19 protein-coding genes and 2 pseudogenes are annotated in these 20,414 nt (G+C 40.1%); 10 read left to right on the forward strand and 11 right to left on the reverse strand.

The features are described 5' to 3' along the window. Positions 1-72: 72 nt before the first annotated feature. The 5 genes from der to nrdR are packed head-to-tail and all read right to left on the reverse strand — an operon-like array spanning position 73 to position 4,647. Positions 73-1,383: a ribosome biogenesis GTPase Der gene (gene der, locus HT679_RS03510; protein ID WP_001207696.1), complete on the reverse strand. Its 1,311-nt coding sequence runs from the start codon at positions 1,381-1,383 to the stop codon at positions 73-75. Positions 1,384-1,396: 13 nt separating this feature from the next. After that, positions 1,397-2,110, reverse strand: a complete 714-nt coding sequence (locus HT679_RS03515; RefSeq protein ID WP_173213019.1) for an NADPH-dependent oxidoreductase — start codon at positions 2,108-2,110, stop codon at positions 1,397-1,399. After that, on the reverse strand, positions 2,107-3,003 hold the full coding sequence (dnaI, locus tag HT679_RS03520; protein WP_173213021.1) for a primosomal protein DnaI: 897 nt from the start codon (positions 3,001-3,003) through the stop codon (positions 2,107-2,109). Before dnaI ends, HT679_RS03515 begins: the two co-directional genes overlap by 4 nt. Continuing rightward, a complete protein-coding gene (locus HT679_RS03525; protein ID WP_112443881.1) occupies positions 3,004-4,173 on the reverse strand; it encodes a replication initiation and membrane attachment family protein in 1,170 nt (389 codons plus the stop codon). Next, positions 4,174-4,647 (reverse strand): transcriptional regulator NrdR, encoded by a 474-nt coding sequence (nrdR, locus tag HT679_RS03530; protein ID WP_001203672.1) that lies wholly within the window; start codon positions 4,645-4,647, stop codon positions 4,174-4,176. A 140-nt stretch (positions 4,648-4,787) separates the two neighbouring features. On the opposite strand from nrdR, the gene HT679_RS03535 reads away from it, so the two are divergent. The 3 genes from HT679_RS03535 to HT679_RS03545 are packed head-to-tail and all read left to right on the forward strand — an operon-like array spanning position 4,788 to position 6,637. Next, positions 4,788-5,153: a GntR family transcriptional regulator gene (locus HT679_RS03535; protein ID WP_000119149.1), complete on the forward strand. Its 366-nt coding sequence runs from the start codon at positions 4,788-4,790 to the stop codon at positions 5,151-5,153. A 4-nt stretch (positions 5,154-5,157) separates the two neighbouring features. Continuing rightward, complete coding sequence (locus tag HT679_RS03540) at positions 5,158-5,853, forward strand: ABC transporter ATP-binding protein (protein ID WP_173213023.1); 696 nt, start codon at positions 5,158-5,160, stop codon at positions 5,851-5,853. Between the two features lie 16 nt (positions 5,854-5,869). Continuing rightward, entirely contained in the window at positions 5,870-6,637 is a 768-nt protein-coding gene (locus tag HT679_RS03545; protein ID WP_173213025.1) for a hypothetical protein, read from the forward strand. A 75-nt stretch (positions 6,638-6,712) separates the two neighbouring features. Here the strand turns inward: HT679_RS03545 and HT679_RS03550 are convergent, their stop codons facing one another. Then, positions 6,713-7,579, reverse strand: a complete 867-nt coding sequence (locus HT679_RS03550; protein ID WP_173213027.1) for an Rgg/GadR/MutR family transcriptional regulator — start codon at positions 7,577-7,579, stop codon at positions 6,713-6,715. Between the two features lie 326 nt (positions 7,580-7,905). Here HT679_RS03550 and HT679_RS11255 point away from each other — a divergent pair, with 326 nt between their 5' ends. From HT679_RS11255 to HT679_RS03575, 5 genes are all read left to right on the forward strand, one after another. Next, positions 7,906-8,073 carry a hypothetical protein gene (locus HT679_RS11255; protein WP_240149573.1) on the forward strand — a complete coding sequence of 56 codons (168 nt, stop codon included), beginning with the start codon at positions 7,906-7,908 and terminating at the stop codon, positions 8,071-8,073. 223 nt (positions 8,074-8,296) lie between these two features. Continuing rightward, positions 8,297-9,379, forward strand: coding sequence for an N-acetylmuramoyl-L-alanine amidase family protein (locus tag HT679_RS03560; RefSeq protein WP_173213029.1), 1,083 nt, complete (start codon positions 8,297-8,299; stop codon positions 9,377-9,379). A 273-nt stretch (positions 9,380-9,652) separates the two neighbouring features. Beyond that, positions 9,653-11,200 (forward strand): ABC transporter ATP-binding protein, encoded by a 1,548-nt coding sequence (locus HT679_RS03565; RefSeq protein WP_173213031.1) that lies wholly within the window; start codon positions 9,653-9,655, stop codon positions 11,198-11,200. Between the two features lie 183 nt (positions 11,201-11,383). Then, positions 11,384-11,758, forward strand: coding sequence for a CidA/LrgA family protein (locus tag HT679_RS03570; protein ID WP_000781325.1), 375 nt, complete (start codon positions 11,384-11,386; stop codon positions 11,756-11,758). Beyond that, a complete protein-coding gene (locus tag HT679_RS03575) occupies positions 11,755-12,450 on the forward strand; it encodes an LrgB family protein (RefSeq protein WP_173213033.1) in 696 nt (231 codons plus the stop codon). The genes HT679_RS03570 and HT679_RS03575 overlap by 4 nt, the downstream gene beginning before the upstream one ends. Before the next feature lie 63 nt (positions 12,451-12,513). Here HT679_RS03575 and HT679_RS11645 read toward each other — a convergent pair. The 3 genes and pseudogenes from HT679_RS11645 to HT679_RS03585 all read right to left on the reverse strand — a co-directional run. Next, positions 12,514-12,663 (reverse strand): annotated as a pseudogene (locus HT679_RS11645) (IS630 family transposase); the annotation flags it as partial. 566 nt (positions 12,664-13,229) lie between these two features. Continuing rightward, the gene (locus HT679_RS03580; protein ID WP_173213035.1) at positions 13,230-14,429 is read right to left on the reverse strand and encodes an ABC transporter permease; all 1,200 of its coding nucleotides are present in this window, start codon (positions 14,427-14,429) and stop codon (positions 13,230-13,232) included. Then, complete coding sequence (locus HT679_RS03585; protein ID WP_000895303.1) at positions 14,426-15,319, reverse strand: ABC transporter ATP-binding protein; 894 nt, start codon at positions 15,317-15,319, stop codon at positions 14,426-14,428. Before HT679_RS03585 ends, HT679_RS03580 begins: the two co-directional genes overlap by 4 nt. A 339-nt stretch (positions 15,320-15,658) precedes the next feature. On the opposite strand from HT679_RS03585, the pseudogene HT679_RS03590 reads away from it, so the two are divergent. Then, positions 15,659-15,891, forward strand: a pseudogene (locus tag HT679_RS03590) (IS30 family transposase); the annotation flags it as partial. 429 nt (positions 15,892-16,320) lie between these two features. Continuing rightward, positions 16,321-16,938 (forward strand): TVP38/TMEM64 family protein, encoded by a 618-nt coding sequence (locus HT679_RS03595; protein ID WP_164226650.1) that lies wholly within the window; start codon positions 16,321-16,323, stop codon positions 16,936-16,938. A gap of 319 nt (positions 16,939-17,257) precedes the next feature. Here HT679_RS03595 and scrK read toward each other — a convergent pair whose 3' ends face one another. Both scrK and HT679_RS03605 read right to left on the reverse strand, forming a co-directional pair. Further along, on the reverse strand, positions 17,258-18,145 hold the full coding sequence (gene scrK / locus HT679_RS03600) for a fructokinase ScrK (RefSeq protein WP_000164310.1): 888 nt from the start codon (positions 18,143-18,145) through the stop codon (positions 17,258-17,260). Positions 18,146-18,399: 254 nt separating this feature from the next. Continuing rightward, complete coding sequence (locus HT679_RS03605) at positions 18,400-20,286, reverse strand: sucrose-specific PTS transporter subunit IIBC (RefSeq protein WP_188108528.1); 1,887 nt, start codon at positions 20,284-20,286, stop codon at positions 18,400-18,402. Positions 20,287-20,414 lie beyond the last annotated feature (128 nt).

Raw genomic sequence — 20,414 nt, forward strand, 5'->3', positions numbered from 1 at the left:
CTTTTTGATAGCGTTTTCTATTATTTTATTATATCAAAAAAATCTGGAAATGTCATTCCAGATTCTACTTTTTTATTTGCGTTTTCTTGCGATGAGATGGATTGGAGTCCCCTCAAAGACAAAGGCCTTGCGGATTTGATTTTCCAAGAAACGCAGGTAAGAAAAGTGCATAAGTTCTTCTTCGTTGACAAAGATGACAAAGGTTGGTGGTTTAGTTGCCACTTGGGTCGCATAGAAGATTTTGAGACGTTTTCCTTTGTCTGTCGGTGTTGGGTTAATGGCAATAGCATCCATAATCACATCATTCAAGACAGCTGATGGAATACGTGTATTTTGACTTTCGCTGATTTGCTTGATCATCTCAGGAAGTTTGTGGAGACGTTGCTTTGTCAAGGCTGATACAAAGATAATCGGTGCGTAAGGCAGGTATTGGAACTGCTCACGAATATCTTCTTCCCAGTTTTTCATAGTATGGTTGTCTTTTTCAAGAGTATCCCACTTGTTGACCACGATAATCATCCCTTTACCAGCTTCATGGGCAAATCCTGCGATACGCTTGTCGTATTCACGGATTCCTTCTTCCGCATTGATGACCATTAAGACCACATCTGAACGGTCAATAGCACGCATGGCACGCATGACAGAGTATTTCTCGGTATTTTCATAAACCTTACCAGATTTACGCATACCAGCCGTATCAATCATGGTAAACTCTTGACCATCTGTATCTGTAAAGTGGGTATCAATAGCGTCACGCGTTGTTCCAGCAACAGGACTAGCAATGACACGGTCTTCGCCCAAAATAGCGTTAATCAAGCTTGATTTTCCAACGTTGGGACGACCAATCAAGCTAAACTTAATCACATCTGGATTTTCTTCTTCATATTCATTTGGAAGATTTTCTACGATCGCGTCTAGCACATCCCCTGTACCGATACCATGGACAGATGAGATTGGCAGTGGTTCCCCCAAACCAAGAGCATAGAAATCATAGATATCATTTCGCATCTCAGGGTTGTCCACCTTGTTAACTGCGAGGATAACTGGTTTGTGGGTCTTATAAAGCTTACGAGCTACGTATTCGTCTGCATCAGTAATTCCTTCCTTACCAGACACGACAAAGACGATAACATCTGCTTCTTCCATGGCAATTTCTGCCTGATGCTTGATTTGTTCCATGAAAGGAGCATCGACATCATCGATTCCTCCTGTATCAATCATGCTAAAGGAACGATTGAGCCACTCACCCGTTGCATAGATACGGTCACGTGTCACTCCTTCGACATCTTCTACAATGGAGATTCGCTCACCAGCGATCCGATTAAATAGGGTTGATTTCCCAACATTGGGACGTCCTACAATGGCAATAGTTGGTAGGGCCATAATTTCTCACTTTCTACAATAACTTCTTCTGTTCAAGATTTTTTCTAGTTGAGTTTGGTTCTGCTTGACCAAACTGTTCTGCTAGGCGCTGACTCCAGCTTGTGGTCGCACGTGCTCCAGCATAGTCCGCCTGTACATGGTCATAAGCTTCGATTGCATCAGTTGACTGTTCTCGGTATTCTTCCTCAAACACCACTTGATTCAATGGCAAGCGAGGTTTGACTTCATGTTCTTCATTTGGAAGACCCAGTGCCATCCCAAAGACAGGATAGGTGTAGTCAGGCAGGTTAAAGAGCTCTGCCACTTCTTCTGACTTGTACCGTACCAAACCAATGATGACACCTCCATAGCCCAAACTTTCAGCTGCCAGCAGGGCATTTTGACCAGCAAGGGCCGCATCGACCGAACTAATCAAAAGACCTTCTACACCTTGAGGTTGGAAGATGTCGGTATGAAGTCGTGCTCCCTTTTCTGCTCGGTTCAAATCTCCGACAAAAAGAAGAAAAACAGCTGACTGGCGAATGGCTTCTTGAGGTACCAATTCATACAAGGCATCTTTCTTTTCCTGACTTCGTACCACAACAACAGAGTAGGATTGAAAATTCTTCCAAGACGAGGCCATCTGGGCTGCAGTCAGGATTTCAGTCAAGTCTTCCTGAGGAAGGGCTTGCTCCTTAAATCTACGCACTGAAGTATGAGCTTTCATCAGTTTAATCGTTTCTGTCATCGACGGTTCACTCCTTCTAAACGAGTCTCCTCAGCCAAATAACGGATGCGTTCCATGACGCGTCTGGCTTCCCAGGTTTCGTCATTTCCATGCTTCCCTTTAGCGAAATGCTGCTCCAATTCTTCAAAGTTGAAGTTGGAGGTGAAAAAAGTCGGTAAATTTTCCTGCATCCGATATTGGAGAATGACCTGCAGGATTTCGTCACGCACCCAAGCTGTTGATTGTTCGGCACCAATGTCATCTAAAATCAGGACTTCAGAAAGCTTAAGCTCATCCACCAAGGTCTTGACATTACCATCACCGATAGCATTTTTGACATCGATGACAAAGCTAGGATAGTGGAGAAGAGTGGATGAAACACCACGTTTTTCTGATAAATCATGGGCTAAGGCAGCCACCATGAAACTTTTACCCACACCAAAGTCTCCATATAGGTAAAGACCTTTTCGAATAGCTGGATATTGCTCCACGAATGCTAATAACTTTTCAAAAACTGGTAAGCGCCCCAAATCATCCAAGTCTACTTGAGCCAAACTAGCTTTCCTGAGACTGGCTGGCAGATTGATTAACTTGAGACGGTTCTTAATAGCCGCTTCTTTTTCCGCCGCAATTAGTTCAGGAGTTTCTTCATAAGAAACGTCCGCATAGCCATGATTCATGACTAGTATAGGCTTGTAGCCTTTGGCAATATAATCCGTATCACCACGAAGAAACTTATCACGCTCGGTGATGTACTGATTAAACTTGGAGATACTGCGTTTCAATTCCTCTGGAGTCAAGGATTCTTGCTGGATAAAGGCCGCAACATCAGGGTCCTTCATGATTTTCTGAACCAAATCTTGATAATGAAAACGGCTAGGTTGACGTTTGAGTACGTCTCCGACACTTTCCATCTAATCTCCTCCTTTTTCTAATCGAGCTAATAGTTCTTGTTTCTTACGTTCTAGTTCCAGACGAGTTTCCTCGCTGGTTTCATTCTTATAATCTGGATTGCTCCACTTGGGTACATTGGACTTGGTAGGACTCGGTTTACTAGCCTTTTGAGCCTGATTCTTCTGCCCTCTCTCACGGATGCGCAAGACTGCCTCTTCTGCCGAATGTATCTTTTGATAGGCATAGTCATTGGCCACTTTCATGGCATATTTCTCATTGATGTTTGCTGAATCCACCTTATTAAAGGTCAATAAGAGAATGATATTGATGACTTCGTCCAGCAAGCCCAAGCCAGCCATCTGTTGCAAGAGTTCTCTTTCTGTTTGGGTAATGGTTCCCTTACGTGTTTGCTTGATTTCTGCCAAGAACTGCAGGGCAGTTTTACTTTTTGCTTCCTTGATAATGGTTGCTTCCTTAGGACTAAAATCAGAAGAAATCGGTTTTTGAGCGATTTTTTCCCGCATGCGTTTGGTTGAAATGACCTGGGAAACAGCTGTTGACTTAGCCAATTGATAGGTCTCAAACCAAGTCCATTTCTTCTCCTCGGCAATGGCAAAGAGGTTTAAGACATCGGACTGCTCATCCGCAAAGCGAAGGCCATCTCTAGCCATAAGCTGACGAAAATGGTCCAAGTCAAAATCGTTGGCCACTTTCTTCTTGAGACTAAGGTCTTCTTGACTTCCCAGTTCTTCCAAATCTGGAAAGACTTGATTGAGCGAGATAGGTATTTCTTCTCCCTCAGCACTCTCAACTTTCAAATCCTCCACAGCTGCATCGCCAATCTTTTTTTCCAAGAGTCTACGATAAACAGGGTGTTCCAAAAAATCCTGACTCGAAAGAGGAGCATGGAGGGCTAGCTGATAAACTTCCCCCTTTTGATAGAGGGTCAAGAGATTGAAAGCAGATAGGATTTTCAGGGCTTTTATCAATCTATCCATTCCAAAATTGAGATGGTTGAGAATACTTGAAAAGAGGTATTCCTTTCTGCCATTATCCCAAAAACTGATTGTATAAAGATAAAGGCTCAGTGCCTCCTGACCGATAATCGGGAGGTAGCACTGTACCAGAGATGAGGTATCTTGCGACACCCGATTATTCTTTAGATAAGAAAAACGGTCAATTGGCTTCATTTATCTTTCCTTTTTCTTTTTAGAGGACTGGGTGATTTGTTGGAGTAAGCTCTCTAACTCACTGACATCCTTAAAACTACGATAGACACTGGCAAAACGTACATAGGTAATCTCATCCAATTCAGCCAACTCCTCCATGACGAGTGAACCAATGTCCTCACTTTGAATTTCGTTTTCATTTCGACCACGGAGTTTCTGTTCGATACGATTGACTACCATGTTGATTTCATCACTTGACACAGGACGTTTCTGGGCTGAGCGGATAATCCCATTAAAGATTTTATCTCTGGAGAATTGTTCCCGTGTGCCATCTTTTTTAACAACCACTAAGGTTCTTTCTTCTACTCGTTCGTAGGTTGTAAAACGGTGCTGGCATTCATCGCACTCACGTCTTCTACGAATAGTGTTCCCTTCTTCTGCTTGGCGACTATCGATAACACTTGACTTGGTAGCCCCACATTTTGGACAACGCATCCTTTCCCTCCTTATCGTTTTCTTTTCATTATACCATTTTTTAAACGATTCCCAAAACAATTCTTCTTTTTGCTTGACAAGTTTTTTGTTTTGTTGTATTATTTAATTAAGACAAATAGATAAAAAGAAAGGAGACCAAGATGTCCTGGACATTTGACAACAAAAAACCCATCTATTTACAGATTATGGAGAAAATCAAGCTTCAGATTGTTTCCCATACACTGGAACCCAATCAACAACTTCCAACCGTGCGAGAGCTAGCTAGCGAGGCTGGTGTCAATCCCAACACCATCCAAAGAGCCTTGTCAGATCTCGAACGAGAAGGATTTGTCTACAGTAAGCGAACAACTGGACGATTTGTGACTGAGGATAAGGAGCTAATCGCCCAATCACGCAAACAATTATCGGAAGAAGAATTGGAACACTTCGTTTCCTCCATGACCCATTTTGGCTATGAAAAAGAAGAACTACCAGGCGTAGTCGGCGATTATATTAAAGGAGTTTAAGCCTATGTCATTACTAGCATTTGAAAATGTATCCAAATCTTATGGATCAACACCAGCCCTTGAAAATGTTTCCCTTGACATCCCAGCTGGAAAAATTGTTGGTCTCCTTGGGCCAAACGGCTCAGGGAAAACAACATTGATTAAACTAATCAATGGCCTCTTACAACCAGACCAAGGACGCGTCCTTATCAACGACATGGACCCAAGCCCAGCAACCAAGGCCATCGTAGCTTATTTGCCAGATACGACCTATCTCAATGAGCAAATGAAGGTCAAAGAAGCCCTAACCTACTTCAAGACCTTCTATAAAGATTTCAATCTTGAACGCGCCCATCATCTGCTTGCAGACCTAGGCATTGATGAAAATAGTCGTCTCAAGAAATTATCAAAAGGGAACAAGGAAAAGGTCCAACTAATTTTGGTTATGAGCCGTGATGCTCGTCTCTACGTTTTGGACGAACCCATTGGTGGGGTGGACCCAGCAGCCCGTGATTATATCCTCAATACCATTATCAACAACTACTCACCGACTTCTACCGTTTTGATTTCAACCCACTTGATTTCAGATATCGAGCCAATCTTGGATGAAATTGTCTTCCTCAAAGATGGAAAAGTCGTCCGTCAAGGCAATGTAGATGATATTCGCTATGAGTCAGGTGAATCCATTGACCAACTCTTCCGTCAGGAATTTAAGGCCTAAGCAAAGGAGATTATTTATGTTTTGGAATTTAATTCGCTACGAATTTAAAAATGTTAACAAGTGGTATTTAGCCCTCTACGCTGCTGTGCTAGTCCTTTCTGCCCTTATCGGGATACAAGCACAGACCTATAACAATCTGCCTGTCAAAGAAAGCCAACCTGTTTTACTTACTTTTCTAGCCCTCGTCTTTGGTGGCTTGATGATTACACTTGGAATTTCAACTCTTTTCTTAATCATTAAACGCTTTAAAGGCAGTGTCTATGACCGACAAGGCTATCTGACTTTGACCCTTCCAGTATCTGAACACCATATCATCACAGCCAAACTAGTCGGTGCCTTTATCTGGTCGATGATTAGCACTGCTATCCTAGCTCTAAGTGCTGTTATTATTGTGACCATAACGGTTCCAGAATGGATCCCTCTTTCTTATGTGATTACATTTGTAGAAACACATCTCCCTCAGATCCTTCTTACAGGTATATCCTTCCTACTAAATACCATTTCCAGTATCCTCTGCATCTACTTGGCTATTTCCATTGGACAGCTTTTCAATGAATACCGTACAGCACTCGCTGTTGCAGCCTACATTGGGATCCAAATCGTCATTGGATTTATTGAACTTTTCTTCAATCTTAGTTCTAATTTCTATGTCAATTCACTTGTAGGACTTAATGACCATTTCTATATGGGAGCAAGTATAAGTATTGTTGAAGAACTCATTTTCATAGCTATCTTTTACCTCGGAACCTACTACATCTTGAGAAACAAGGTTAATTTGCAATAATTTTAAAATCAAAAAGGATAACATCTCATCGCAGAGAGGCTATCCTTTTTCTTTTATTTCATTTTCTGTCTAACTTTATTTAAAAACAAATCCTTTTAAATCTGATTTAAAGGTCTTGTTTAATTTCTCTATTGTGACACTATCATTATATTCCTTACATATTCTCATAGCTTTGGAACATTCTTTTTTACCTAACTCTACTTGATTCGTTTTTATGAGATAAATACCTTTTAAAAAAAGCAAATAATTCTTTTCAAAATAATATCCTTGTCTGGTCAGTAAATTTTCTAAATCATCTATAAAAAATTGAGCGCTATCTAACAAATTATTTTTTAATAGTAATTCTAAATTAAATAAATATAAAGGAATTACTCTATGTGTTCCCATATCTGTTTTTAAAAAATGTCGTGTTTTCTTGATTACCACTCTATATAGTAAACTTATGATCCTAGTATTCATAAAAAACACCGAATTATAGAAAATTTTAAGTTCATACTCCATCCAATTATCTACAGAAAGCAAATACTTGATTAGCTCATTACATTTAGAGGCATTGTAAGGAAGGTTTGCAAGCCGGTTGATCTGTTGTTCAGCAATCAACTTTATGTGACAATTGCATAAACTTTTTTCCTGCTTTTGTTTTAGTTCTATTTTATTTATTAGTTCTTGTAACAAAATGATATCTGAAGAGTTTACAGCATGCTCTAATTCTTCAAAAAAGCATTCTTTTTTGGAATAATAGCAATGAACTAATTCTTCAAATTCCGAAAATGATATCCCCAGGCGATTTAACAACATGTAAAAATGATCAATAGATAATTTTGTAATCCCATTTTCGAAACGAGAAATAGTTGACTCACTAATCTTATCACAAGCCAAATCTTTAAGACGAAAATTTTTTGAAATACGAATATCCTTTAAAACTGCTCCAAAATTTTCCATACTATTCCTCTTCCATTTCTGCAAAAAATAAAACCTGTTTTTTTATTTGTGATATGATTATGATTATACAAAAATAAAACAGAAAGGACAATATGATTATGAAAAAAATTTTATTGTCATCAGTTGCTTTACTGAGCCTAGTGGCAACATTACCAGTAAATAATCCAGTTTCTGCTCAAGAATCTATCTCTCCCTAGGATTATAGCCACTCCAATGGCAGTTGGATTCAATCGAATAGCCGTTGGTGGTATAAACACTCTGACGGTTCTTACACTAAAACAGGTGAAACATCAACGAGAGCAGTACCTATCGAAGATGTTAATGCTATGGAAAAGGTTTTTAGTAATCAAAACTTTAGTAAAGTTGTTCGTTTCCCAGATAAAACAAAAGCTGAGATTATTGCAAATATGCAAGAACTATTTAAATCTTCTATCGAAAACGATGTGAACCACCTTTACTTGTCATGGAGAAAAAAACTGTACGATATCTATTAGTAGCTATAAAACGGTATTTACAGGCTGGGATTCACTTCAAAATGGAATTATTTCGTCTATGGCAAACACCAATACTAACGGAAAAATCACTTTAGAGGAACTGTATCAATACTCTTATCCTCTAGTCCTTGAAGCTGCATCCAGCAGTAACAAGGAGCAACATGTATCAATTTATCCAGAAAACAGTCAATTTGTTTTATTTCAAAAATAAGGAGTTAAGAAAATGAAAGTATCAAAAAAAATCACATTATTTGGTTTGTCTTTAGCTGGTCTAGCCTTACTGGCTTTCCCTCATTCAGGAAAGGCCTTCGAGTTGGAAGAAGAATGGGTTATCAAGGGTGGGATTAAGTATCAAGATGGCAAAATTCTTCGATTTGACAATGGACATGAAGTAGATATCAAAGTCTTGAATTTGCCAAAAACCGAGAAAATCGAGTGGACGGTCAGTCTCAATGGTCAAGATCAAACTGTCAATTTCCTAGGTCAAGAAAAGGACAAGTCTATGATGGGGGTAGAGGGGCGTTACCTGAATTTCTATGTACCTTATGGCTATAGAGGAGATATCAAGGTAGAAGCCAAGAGCGGAAACGAAGTAAAGACCTGGTCCACTAAAGTAGTAGATGATGTGTATCATGATGGCGGAAAGAGTGGTTACTTCCGTATTGACGAATCAAATGATCAACACACCTACCTTGATGCAAAATGGGACTATCAAACTAAGACCTACACTGCTACCTTACCAGAGACTGTCAATGGTCAAAAAGTATTTGCTTGGGCAGACGACTATGTAGAATTGAAACTTCAAAAACCAGGAGTTATCAGTCATTCCTACAGAGGGGGAGGAGCCTTCAAAATACTTTATCCGATTGTAAAAGCAGAAAGCTGGCTAAAAAAGAATTACAGTGAAAGCTGGTACTATCAAAAACAAGGTCAACTAGTGCAGAACGATTGGGTTAAGGACAAGGGAACTTGGTACTTTATGAATGATAACGGAGTCATGTTCAATCAAACTTGGCTCTATCAGGGTGGCAACTGGTATGCCTTTAAATCATCAGGAGCCATGATTGCTAGTGACTGGCTATATGATAATCACTCTTGGTATTACCTAAAAGACTCAGGTTCTATGGCGACAGGTTGGATCAAAGATAGTGGATCTTGGTATTATCTAAACAACTCAGGTTCTATGGCAACAGGCTGGGTAAAAGATAGCGGATCTTGGTACTACCTTGCTTCATCAGGTAAGATGCTTCACAATACCTACACACCAGATGGTTACTATGTAGATGCCAGTGGCGCTTGGAAATAATCTAAAGTACACATTTTATTCCATCAGCTATTAGTGTACATGCTCAGACTAATTGTTATCAGAGCTACAAAAAAATCTAGATAATAATACAAAAAGCGAATCGAAACAACGAATTTTGTTTTGTTCGCTTTTTGTTTTAATCTGTGTCAGTACGATATTTTCATTTAATTGTATATCCCCAAAAATTACATTTTTATATGAAGTATTTGAGATAAAGGAGTATAATAACTTTAAAACTGATTACATGTATATCGATAAGGAGGGCAACTCTTTATGCTGAGAAGATTTGTTACTAAGAAACACCTCGTACTTTACTTCTTTTCTATTGCCATTACTTGGCTGGAAGCAATTATCACGCCAGCCCTTGTTCAGAATATTGTTGCCAGTTTTACCAATCAAGAACTAGGCCTTCTTTGGAAAGTATTGATTCTAGGAATCCTTGGAAACCTCATCCTCTTACTAGGCTTGGCTGGGAAACGCTATTACTACGCTCGTTTGATTACTGACTTCAAATATGGAATCAAGAGTGCTATTTTCAAGCGATTTTTAAATAGTTATGAGATTGATGAAAAGGATATTTTGTCTGACCTAGAAAACGACGTCAAGCAACTAGAAGAAAGCTATATTGAGCCAACGGTCATCATCATTTCTTCTCTTGGCTTCACAACTGTGTCCATTCTCTATGCCCTGTGGACCAATTTTCACCTGGGCTTGATTTTCATCCTCTTCTACTCCTTTCCTGTACTCTGCAGTGCTATCGGATCCAAGCGTTTGGATTCACTTTCTGAAAAGCGGTCCACTGTTAACCAGAGCTACTTAGCAAGCTTGACAAATTTTATTGGTGGTAGCCAACAAATTCGCCATTATCAGGGGCAAGACTACTTTTTTGCTCACTATCAAAAGCAATTACAAACCAGTCTGGATGTCGAAATCAACTATGAAAAGCAACGAACTTTAAACAGTCTCTTGATCAATAGCATCGATGCCTTTTGCTCCGTCACACCTATTGTCATCGGTGGCTTTATGACCTACTATAATTATTTAGATGCGGCTAGTTTTGTGGCCATCTATCTGGTTTCCCATAATATCGGCTATCAATTCCAAGAGTTGGCTTACTTTACCAACACCCGAAAAGCGAATCGAACTCTTCTCAACAAATACCAAAAACTTTTGGGGCAGTCTGACTCCATCTCGCTTAGAAGTATAGAAAATATTTTCCCTATTCAGCTTAACAGCATCTCCCTAGAAAAAGATGGGAATGTCCTCTTATCTCCGATTTCCATACACATCAAGCAAGGAGAAAAAATCGCCATTATCGGGGAAAGTGGCTCTGGTAAAACGACCCTGCTCAATATCATTCATGGAGAAGAGACACCGACAAGTGGACAGATTAGCTTTGCTGGTCAGAACCTGTCACGTCAAGAAATCACAAGTATTAGTTCCTATATTCTCCAAGATAGCCATTGCTTTGACACGCTATCTCTGGAAGACAATATCCTTCTAGGACTGGATAAAAATCCAGAGACTTTAAATCATATCCTCAAAAAAACAGGATTAGAACATTTGAAAAATCGACCCCTCAGCAATGATAGTCTATCTGGTGGCGAGAAACAACGCCTAGAAATCGCTCGCGCCCTCTACCATGATAGCCAACTCATCTTAGCAGATGAGATTAAGGCCAATCTTGACTCGGAAAATAGCAGAAAAATTAGCGACTTGCTCTTCTCCCTACCTCAAACAGTCATTGAAGTCATTCACCACTACACGGAAGAAGACTTAAAACACTACGACCAAGTCATTCACTTAAGCAAAGAAAAGTAATATTCTTCGAAAATCGCTTCAAACTATGTCAGTTTGACCTACAACCCCAATACTTTGTTTTGAGCAACATGCAGCTGACTTCCTAGTTTGTTCTTTAATTTTCATTATCCCTTATGCATTTGCTTGAAATTTTCTGAAAAAAGAGTAAACTGGTATGCAGAAATCTATTTCGTGGAGTTTAGGATGAAATTATATGTTCAATTAATGATTCTCTTTGTGATTTCTCTAATCGGAGAGGGGATTTCCAGTTTCTTTCATTTGCCTATCCCAGGCAGTATTATCGGTTTGATTATTCTCTTTCTAGCCCTACAATTCAAGTGGCTGAGAACCAGGCATGTCAACATGGTGGGGAATTTCTTGCTGGCCAATATGACCATTCTCTTTTTGCCACCAGCAGTGGGAATCATGGAAAAGTTTGATGTGATTGCTCCCTATCTTTTGCCCATTGTTTTGATTGTCTTTTTTGCAGCTGTTATCAATATTATCCTTATTGCCTTGGTCGTTCAGTTTATCAAGAGACGATTTGAGGGAGATTATGAGAAAGGAGATGCCAAATGAGTGAATTTGTTTCCAATCCCCTATTTGGGCTTGCCCTATCTATCCTAGCTTATCTAGTGGGAATGTTGATTTACAGACGTTTTCCCCATCCTTTGACAACGCCCTTGCTTTTGTCAGCTGTTTTCATTATCATCTTTCTAAAGGTGACAGGTATTTCTTACCAAGATTACTACCAAGGTGGGGTTTATTTGAACAACTTGATTGTCCCATCGACTGTTGCTCTAGGGATTCCGCTTTACAGGAGTTTTCACTTGATGAAGCACCACGCTCGGAGTATTCTCTTTGGTAGTCTGCTAGCGGTAGTTGTCAATACCTCTTTCACAGCTCTTGTAGCGAAAATATTTGGCATGGACTTTTTCCTAGCTATTTCTCTCTTTCCCAAGTCAGTGACAACCGCCATGGCAGTGGGAATCACAGAAAAATTGCAAGGTCTGACCACTGTGACCTTGGTGGTAGTAGTGGCAACTGGGATTTTAACCAGTGTCGTCGGCCCAACCCTTTTGAAGTGGTTGAAAATTGACGACCCAGTAGCTGTTGGTCTTTCCCTTGGAGGAACAGGCCATGCAGTTGGAACAGGAACAGCCTTCCGATACGGCTCTGTAGCAGGAGCCATGGGTGGTTTGGCTATCGGTGTCACCGGTATTCTCTATGTCTTTGTCAGCCCTATCGTAGCCAGTTTGATATTGAGTTAAAAAGCAAGGAATTCGAGCAATCTCATTATGGTAGTGACATGGGGGTCTAACTTCTCATATTTATACGTTTCTCCAATCAGTTAGTTGATTACAATCGAGATTTTCTATACTCTCCTTATAAGATTTTCGCATAAGATGAGACAGCACACGCTGAAGACGTCTATGTTATTTAGATTTAATGCAATCTTTTCAAAAAGTTTTGATAATCTATATTTCTTATTTATTTTAGTTGATTTCATATCACTATACTATAATGCTTATCCAAATGATGACACTATCAAAACACCCTATTATTGGATGCTTACGAAACAGATTTTTATACTCTTCAAACCACATCAGCTTGTCCTTAGTGTGTATATGTTACTGACTTGGTCAGTTCCTCAACCTCAAAACTATGTTTCGAGGAGCCTTCCGCTAACTTCCCAGTCTGATTTTCATTGACTATTAACGATACTTTATCACATAAAGAGGCTGGATGAAAAGTCTTCACAATCAAAAAATGCATACTATCAGGTCTTAAAAAATCCTGGTAGTATGCGTTTTTTATGAGCTGACTTATTTCCTTTCACTATATCGCAAAATGAAATAAGAACGGAACGATGAGATTTTGGAATTCAAATCAATTCATAAGAATGTTTTAGAAGCAATATTATCCTAGTCCAGATTCAGTTCACTATACAATTGAGTTTTCAAGCAACCTGTTTACATAATGTGTGCATAATTAGGTTCGTGATTCCACTCTTTTTATCTCTAAAAAACCTCGCTTTCGCGAGGCTCTTCTATTTATAAGCTAAGGCACGTTTAAAGGTTTTCCATATCCCTAAATCATCTGTTTGAAGGACTAGACTAGCATACATGCGTCCGATAAATCCGGTTGCTAGCACCGCAAAAATCACTGTAATAGCAAGTGAAATCCATGCTTCTACTCCCCCTGCATAGCCATTAATGGTTCTAAATGGCATAAAGAAGGTCGAAATAAAGGGAATATAAGAACCAATCTTCAAAATGAGATTGTCACCAGCTGCACCTAGAGCTGTCACTCCAAAAAAACCACCCATAATCAAAATCATCAAAGGCGACAGGGCTTTCCCTGCGTCCTCAGGACGAGAAACCATAGAACCTAGGAAGGCTGCTAAAACAACGTACATAAAGAGGCTAACCAAGACAAACAATAAGGTGTTGAGCGAGAAAGCCTCTCCTATATGGTTTAAAATACCAGATTGTGCCAAGATTGGTAGGTCTTTAAAGAGAAGAATGGCAGCAAGTCCACCCACGACGTAAATGCCAATATGGGTCAAAATCACAAGAAGCAGAGCCAGCATGCGAGCGTAGAAATAATGACTAGCTCGGATACTAGAGAAGACCACCTCCATAATTTTGGTTCCTTTCTCGCTAGCCACTTCCTGAGCAGTGACACTAGCATAGGTAATCAAAATCATATAAAGGATGAGACCAAGCCCTGCGGCCGCAAAGGTTTGAATCATTTTTTTATTTTCCTTGGCTTCATCAATCTTTTCTGTGAATTGAACTGTCTGCGCTAAGCGTTTTTCCTGCTCTTGAGACAAGGAGGCCGTTGAACGATTAAGCTGATTTTGTAGTTCATTGAGTGTACCTGTAACCTCAAATTTAATTCCATTTTCAAGCGATGTTTCGCCATGATAAACTGCCTTTAGAACACTATCTTCTTGATCAATAGTCAGATAGCCTTTTAATTTTTCATCTTTAATCGCTTCTTTGGCACTTGCTTCGTCTTTATAGTCAAAGTTAACACCATTTACATTCTTCAGTCCTTCTGCTACAGACGGCACTGTTGTCACTACTGCCACTTTATCATTTTTAGCCATTGAAGAGCCTTGGAGATAGCCAATTCCTCCAGAGAGACCGATAAACAAGAACGGCGAAATCACCATAAAGAAGAAACTCCACGATTTGACATGTCGAAGATAGGTTTCCTTGATTACAACCCACATATTTCTCATACTTCCACCCCTGATTCTAGTTTAAAGATTTCATCGATTGTTGGCGCTTGCTGGTCAAAGGTTGCGATATATTGCCCCTGAGTCAAGATTGGGAAGAGTTCCCTTCCAGCGCTCTCATCCTCCAAGATCAATTTCCAACTGCCTTGTTTGGTCAAACTCACCTGTTTGACATGAGGAAGATTTTCCAATTCTTCCTTGCTTCGTTCACTTGAAACAAAGAGACGCGTTTTCCCGTATTGATTGCGAACATCCTGGACTGGTCCATGCAAGACCACACGGCCATCTCTAATCATCAGAATATCATCACAAAGCTCCTCGACGTTGGTCATGACATGGTCAGAAAAGATAATGGTTGCTCCGCGCTCTTTTTCCTGAAAAATGACTTGCTTGAGTAATTCTGTATTGACCGGGTCTAATCCACTGAAAGGCTCATCCAAGATAATCAAGTCTGGTTCATGAATCAGAGTAATGATGAGCTGAATCTTCTGTTGATTTCCTTTTGACAGACTCTTAATTTTATCAGTCAGCTTCCCTTTCACTTCCAACCTCTTCATCCATTGAGGGAGTTTTTCCTTGACCTCCTTGGCATCCATGCCTTTTAGAGTCGCCAAGTAGCGAACTTGTTCAAGGACTGTCAATTTAGGCATGAGACTGCGTTCTTCAGGCAGATAGCCAATCCGAGCGTAGGTTTCCTGACGAATATCCTGACCATCCAGACTGATTTCTCCTTGATATTCTAAAAACTTCAAAATACTGTGGAAAATTGTTGTCTTCCCAGCACCGTTTTTCCCGACTAATCCCAAAATACGACCTGGTCGCGCTTGAAAGTCAATACCAAACAAAACTTGCTTGGATCCAAAACTTTTCTCTAGACTTCTTACTTCTAGCATCTTTAACCTCCGAAATTTCTTTCACTCATTATACTCTTTTTTGATAGCCTTTACAATGATTTCTGTCCATTTTTAGAAGACTAATGCTATGTAAAATATGGCATGGAGCGTTTTTAGTGATAAATCCATTATACAGTAGTAAACTTAATTTATCCACTCTGCTCCTCAACTGTCTATTTTTGATCCTGAATTGTTATTTGAGTAGCTCCTTTTTCCTCATAAAATTTTCTTCCTCTAAAACTTCTGGAAAAAAACGGATAATTTCTTGACAACATTTTTTATAAGAAACAAGTTCATCTGTCATTTCAAGAAGGAGTAATCCTTTATCCACTAATGGACGGAGCGGAATTCAATCGCTTGTCTAATGTGTTTTCTAAGGAACATATCTACTATGCACATCCCTATGCCTCTTGGAAAAGGGGAACTAATGAGAATCATAGCAGGCTCATTCGTAGATGGTTACCTAAGGGAACTAAAAAACGACTCCCAAAGAAGTCGCCTTCATCGAAAAGTGGATGAACAACTATCCTAAAAAATGCTTGAACTACAAGTCCCCCAGAGAAGACTTCTGAATGGCTAACTTGAACTTGAAATTTAGCAATAATTCATTCACCATCTAACTATATTTAGTAATTATTTCAGAACTGATTAATATTAAAATTAACTAACGATTCAAAGGATTCATACTAAACATAAATTATATCCATCAGATAGAGACTCTTATTATTTTTAGATTTTAGCTTTTCTAGCTTCAGAATACATCTAAACTTTAGAGAAGATGACTATTCGAAAGCTCGAATGCATCAAAATTATCTCAGATAAGCTATTCGAAACGTAGAATACTTGTAAATTTATGGAATTACGATTATTCTAAACTTAGAATACATGTAAACTTTAGGAAGTATACCTATTTACTTTCTATTCCTCATCAAAAAGACTCATTCCCCCTTTCTCCTCCAAAATATGGTATAGTAGAGTTATACTATCTATGAGGAGTTTACATGTCACAGGATAAACAAATGAAAGCTGTTTCTCCCCTTTTACAGCAAGTTATCAACATCTCATCGATTGTCGGTGGTGTTGGGAGTTTGATTTTCTGTATTTGGGCTTATCAGGCTGGGATTTTACAATCCAAGGAAACCCTCTCTGCCTTTATCCAGCAGGCAGGCATCTGGGGTCCACCTTTCTTTATCTTTTTACAGATTTTACAGACTGTCGTCCCTATCATTCCAGGGGCCTTGACCTCGGTGGCTGGGGTCTTTATCTACGGCCACATCATCGGGACTATCTACAACTATATCGGCATCGTGATTGGCTGTGCCATTATCTTTTATCTGGTGCGCCTCTATGGGGCTGCCTTTGTCCAGTCTGTCGTCAGCAAGCGCACCTATGACAAGTATATCGGCTGGTTGGACAAGGGCAATCGTTTTGACCGTTTCTTTATCTTTATGATGATTTGGCCCATTAGTCCAGCTGACTTTCTCTGTATGCTGGCTGCCTTGACCAAGATGAGTTTCAAGCGCTATATGATCATCATCATTCTGACCAAGCCCTTTACCCTCGTGGTTTATACCTACGGTCTGACCTATATTATTGACTTTTTCTGGCAAATGCTTTGACACGTAAAAAATCCGTTTGGTTTCCCAAGCGGATTTTTAAAGCGTAGATTAACTATAGCTTAATACTAAATATACTTTGGTATGGAAATCATGCATATTTTTCGATAGTAAGGCGAGGACTTACCTAGCCTTTCCGCCGTGATAGAAACACCTGAAATCTAATGGTTTCAGGTATTCGGAAACTTTGAGACATTAGGCTCAAAGTTTAGGTATGGAATTTCGAAGAAAGTCGCTACCGTCCGTAATCACTTAAGGAAAGGCTCAAAAATATTATTTGCAACCACAAAATCCGTTTGGTTTCCCAAGCGGATTTTGTGCTTTATTTCGAAACTTCTTTTGCAAGAACAAAATTCCCAAGTGTAGCAGAACCATTTCCTGCGACTGCTGGCGTCACGATGTAATCACGCACATCTGGTACTGGTAGGTAGCCATTGAGAAGAGATGTAAATTTCTCACGGACACGGTCCAGCATGTGTTGTTGAGCCATGACCCCTCCACCAAAGACAATCACGTCTGGGCGGAAAGTCACTGTCGCATTGACCGCAGCTTGAGCGATATAGTAGGCTTGGACATCCCAAACAGGGTTGTTGAGTTCAATGTTTTCCCCACGAACACCTGTACGAGCTTCCAAACTTGGACCAGCTGCATAGCCTTCCAGACATCCCTTATGGAAAGGACAAACACCCTTAAACTCTTTTTCAATATCCATTGGGTGTCTAGCCACATAGTAGTGCCCCATTTCAGGGTGACCCACACCACCGATAAACTCTCCACGTTGGATAACACCTGCACCGATACCTGTACCGATTGTGTAGTAAACCAAGTTTTCGATACGGCCACCAGCATTGTTACGGGCAACCACTTCACCATAAGCAGAGCTGTTTACGTCTGTAGTGAAGTACATTGGCACGTTGAGGGCGCGACGAAGGGCACCAAGCAAGTCCACATTTGCCCAGTTTGGTTTTGGAGTCGTTGTGATAAAGCCATAAGTTTTTGAGTTTTTATCAATATCAATCGGACCAAATGAACCAACTGCAAGACCAGCAAGGTTATCGAATTTTGAGAAGAACTCGATGGTTTTATCGATTGTTTCGATTGGTGTTGTTGTTGGAAATTGTGTTTTTTCTACAACGTTAAAGTTTTCATCACCGACAGCACAGACAAACTTTGTACCGCCCGCTTCCAAGCTTCCATATAATTTTGTCATGATAAACCTCTTGTTTTTATTTTCTTTATTATAGCATATTTCGAAAGTCTAAATGTCTCTATTTTTTAGATTTTCCTCTGTAAATCTTACCATTCAAGCAAAAACGAACAAACATGTCATTTGTTCGTTTTCATTGTGAGAGGGAATATTGTACTCAATGAAAATCAAAGAGCAAACTAGGAAGCTAGCCGAAGGCTGTACTTGAGTACGGCAAGGCGAAGCTGACATGGTTTGAATTTGATTTTCGAAGAGTATTAGATTTTCACTTCGATCACAGCATCCCCCTTAGCAACTGAACCTGTTGCGACTGGAGCTACTGAAGCATAGTCAGCTGTATTTGTAACGATAACCATTGTTGTATCATCAAGTCCAGCTGCAGCGATTTTGTTTGAGTCAAATGTTCCAAGAACATCGCCTGCTTTAACCTTATCACCTTGAGCAACTTTTGCTTCAAAACCTTCACCGTTCATAGATACAGTGTCAATACCAACGTGAATCAAAACTTCAGCACCATCAGTTGTTTTCAAACCAAAAGCGTGTCCTGTTGGAAAGGCAATTGAAACTTCAGCATCAGCTGGTGCATATACCACACCTTGACTTGGTTTCACAGCGATACCTTGTCCCATAGCTCCGCTTGAGAAAACAGGGTCATTAACATCAGCAAGAGCGACAACATCACCGACGATAGGAGTTACAAGTGTTTCATTTTGAAGGGCTGCTGGAATGTTGCCAGTTGTTTCTTCTTGGACCAAACGTTCTGTCGCCGCTTCAGTAGCAACTTCTTTTTCATCCTCATAACCAAACATGTAAGTAAGAGCAAAACCAAGTGCAAATGATACAGCTACCATAAGAAGGTATTGGGCAAGTTGTCCGTTACCAACATAAAGCATTGTACCAGGGATGATGGTGATACCACTACCATTACCAGCAAGTCCAAGGATAGAAGCCAATCCACCACCGATTGCACCAGCAATCAATGAGAGGAAGAATGGTTTACGGAAGCGCAAGTTCACCCCGAAGATAGCAGGCTCTGTAATACCGAGGAAGGCAGAAAGAGCAGCTGGGAAAGCAAGTGTTTTTAGTTTTGGATTTTTAGTTTTAACACCAACCGCAACAGTTGCAGCACCTTGAGCTGTCATAGCAGCAGTGATGATAGCGTTGAATGGGTTAGCATGGTCAGCAGCAAGCAATTGAACTTCAAGCAAGTTGAAGATATGGTGCACACCTGACACGACGATCAATTGGTGAACCCCACCAATCAAGAAACCACCAAGACCAAATGGCATACTAAGGATCGCTTTTGTCGCGATAAGGATGTAGTTTTCAACAACGTGAAAGACTGGTCCGATGACAAATAGTCCAAGGATAGACATAACCAAAAGTGTCACGAATGGTGTTACCAAAAGGTCAATGACATCTGGAACGACCTTGCGGACAGCTTTTTCAAATTTAGCTCCGACAACCCCGATGATGAAGGCTGGAAGAACGGAACCTTGCAAACCAACAACAGGGATGAAACCAAAGAAGTTCATAGCTGTTACTTCACCACCTTGAGCAACTGCCCAAGCGTTTGGAAGTGAGCCAGAAACAAGCATCATACCAAGAACGATACCAACGGCAGGGTTACCACCGAATACACGGAAGGTTGACCAAACAACCAAACCTGGCAAGATGATGAAGGCTGTATCTGTCAAGATTTGTGTGTAAGTTGCAAAGTCTCCTGGAAGTGGCATTTCAAGAGCAATGAAAAGACCACGCACACCCATGAAGAGACCTGTCGCTACGATAACTGGGATGATTGGAACGAAAACGTCACCGAAAGTACGGATAGCACGTTGGAACCAGTTCCCTTGTTTAGCAGCTTCTGCTTTCATGTCATCTTTAGATGATGTTGGTAAACCAAGTGCAACAACTTCATCGTACATTTTGTTTACTGTACCAGTACCAAAGATGATTTGGTATTGACCTGAGTTAAAGAAAGCACCTTGAACTTTTTCCAAGTTCTCAATCACTTCTTTATTGATTTTTCCTTCATCTTTGACCATGACACGAAGACGAGTCGCACAGTGAGCTACACTGTTGACATTTTCACGTCCACCCAAGGCATCGATGACTTTTTTTGCAATTTCCTGATTGTTCATTTGCAAAAATCTCCTTATATAAAATTTTGTTCTTGTTTGAAAGCGATTTTATTCGCCCTACGACTATTATTTTATCATGTTTTAGAAATATGTCAAGCGTTTTGCAGAAAAAATATTCTATCCACTTA

Origin of the sequence: Streptococcus sp. 4886, assembly GCF_013276485.1 — a bacterium.
GTDB lineage: Bacteria > Bacillota > Bacilli > Lactobacillales > Streptococcaceae > Streptococcus.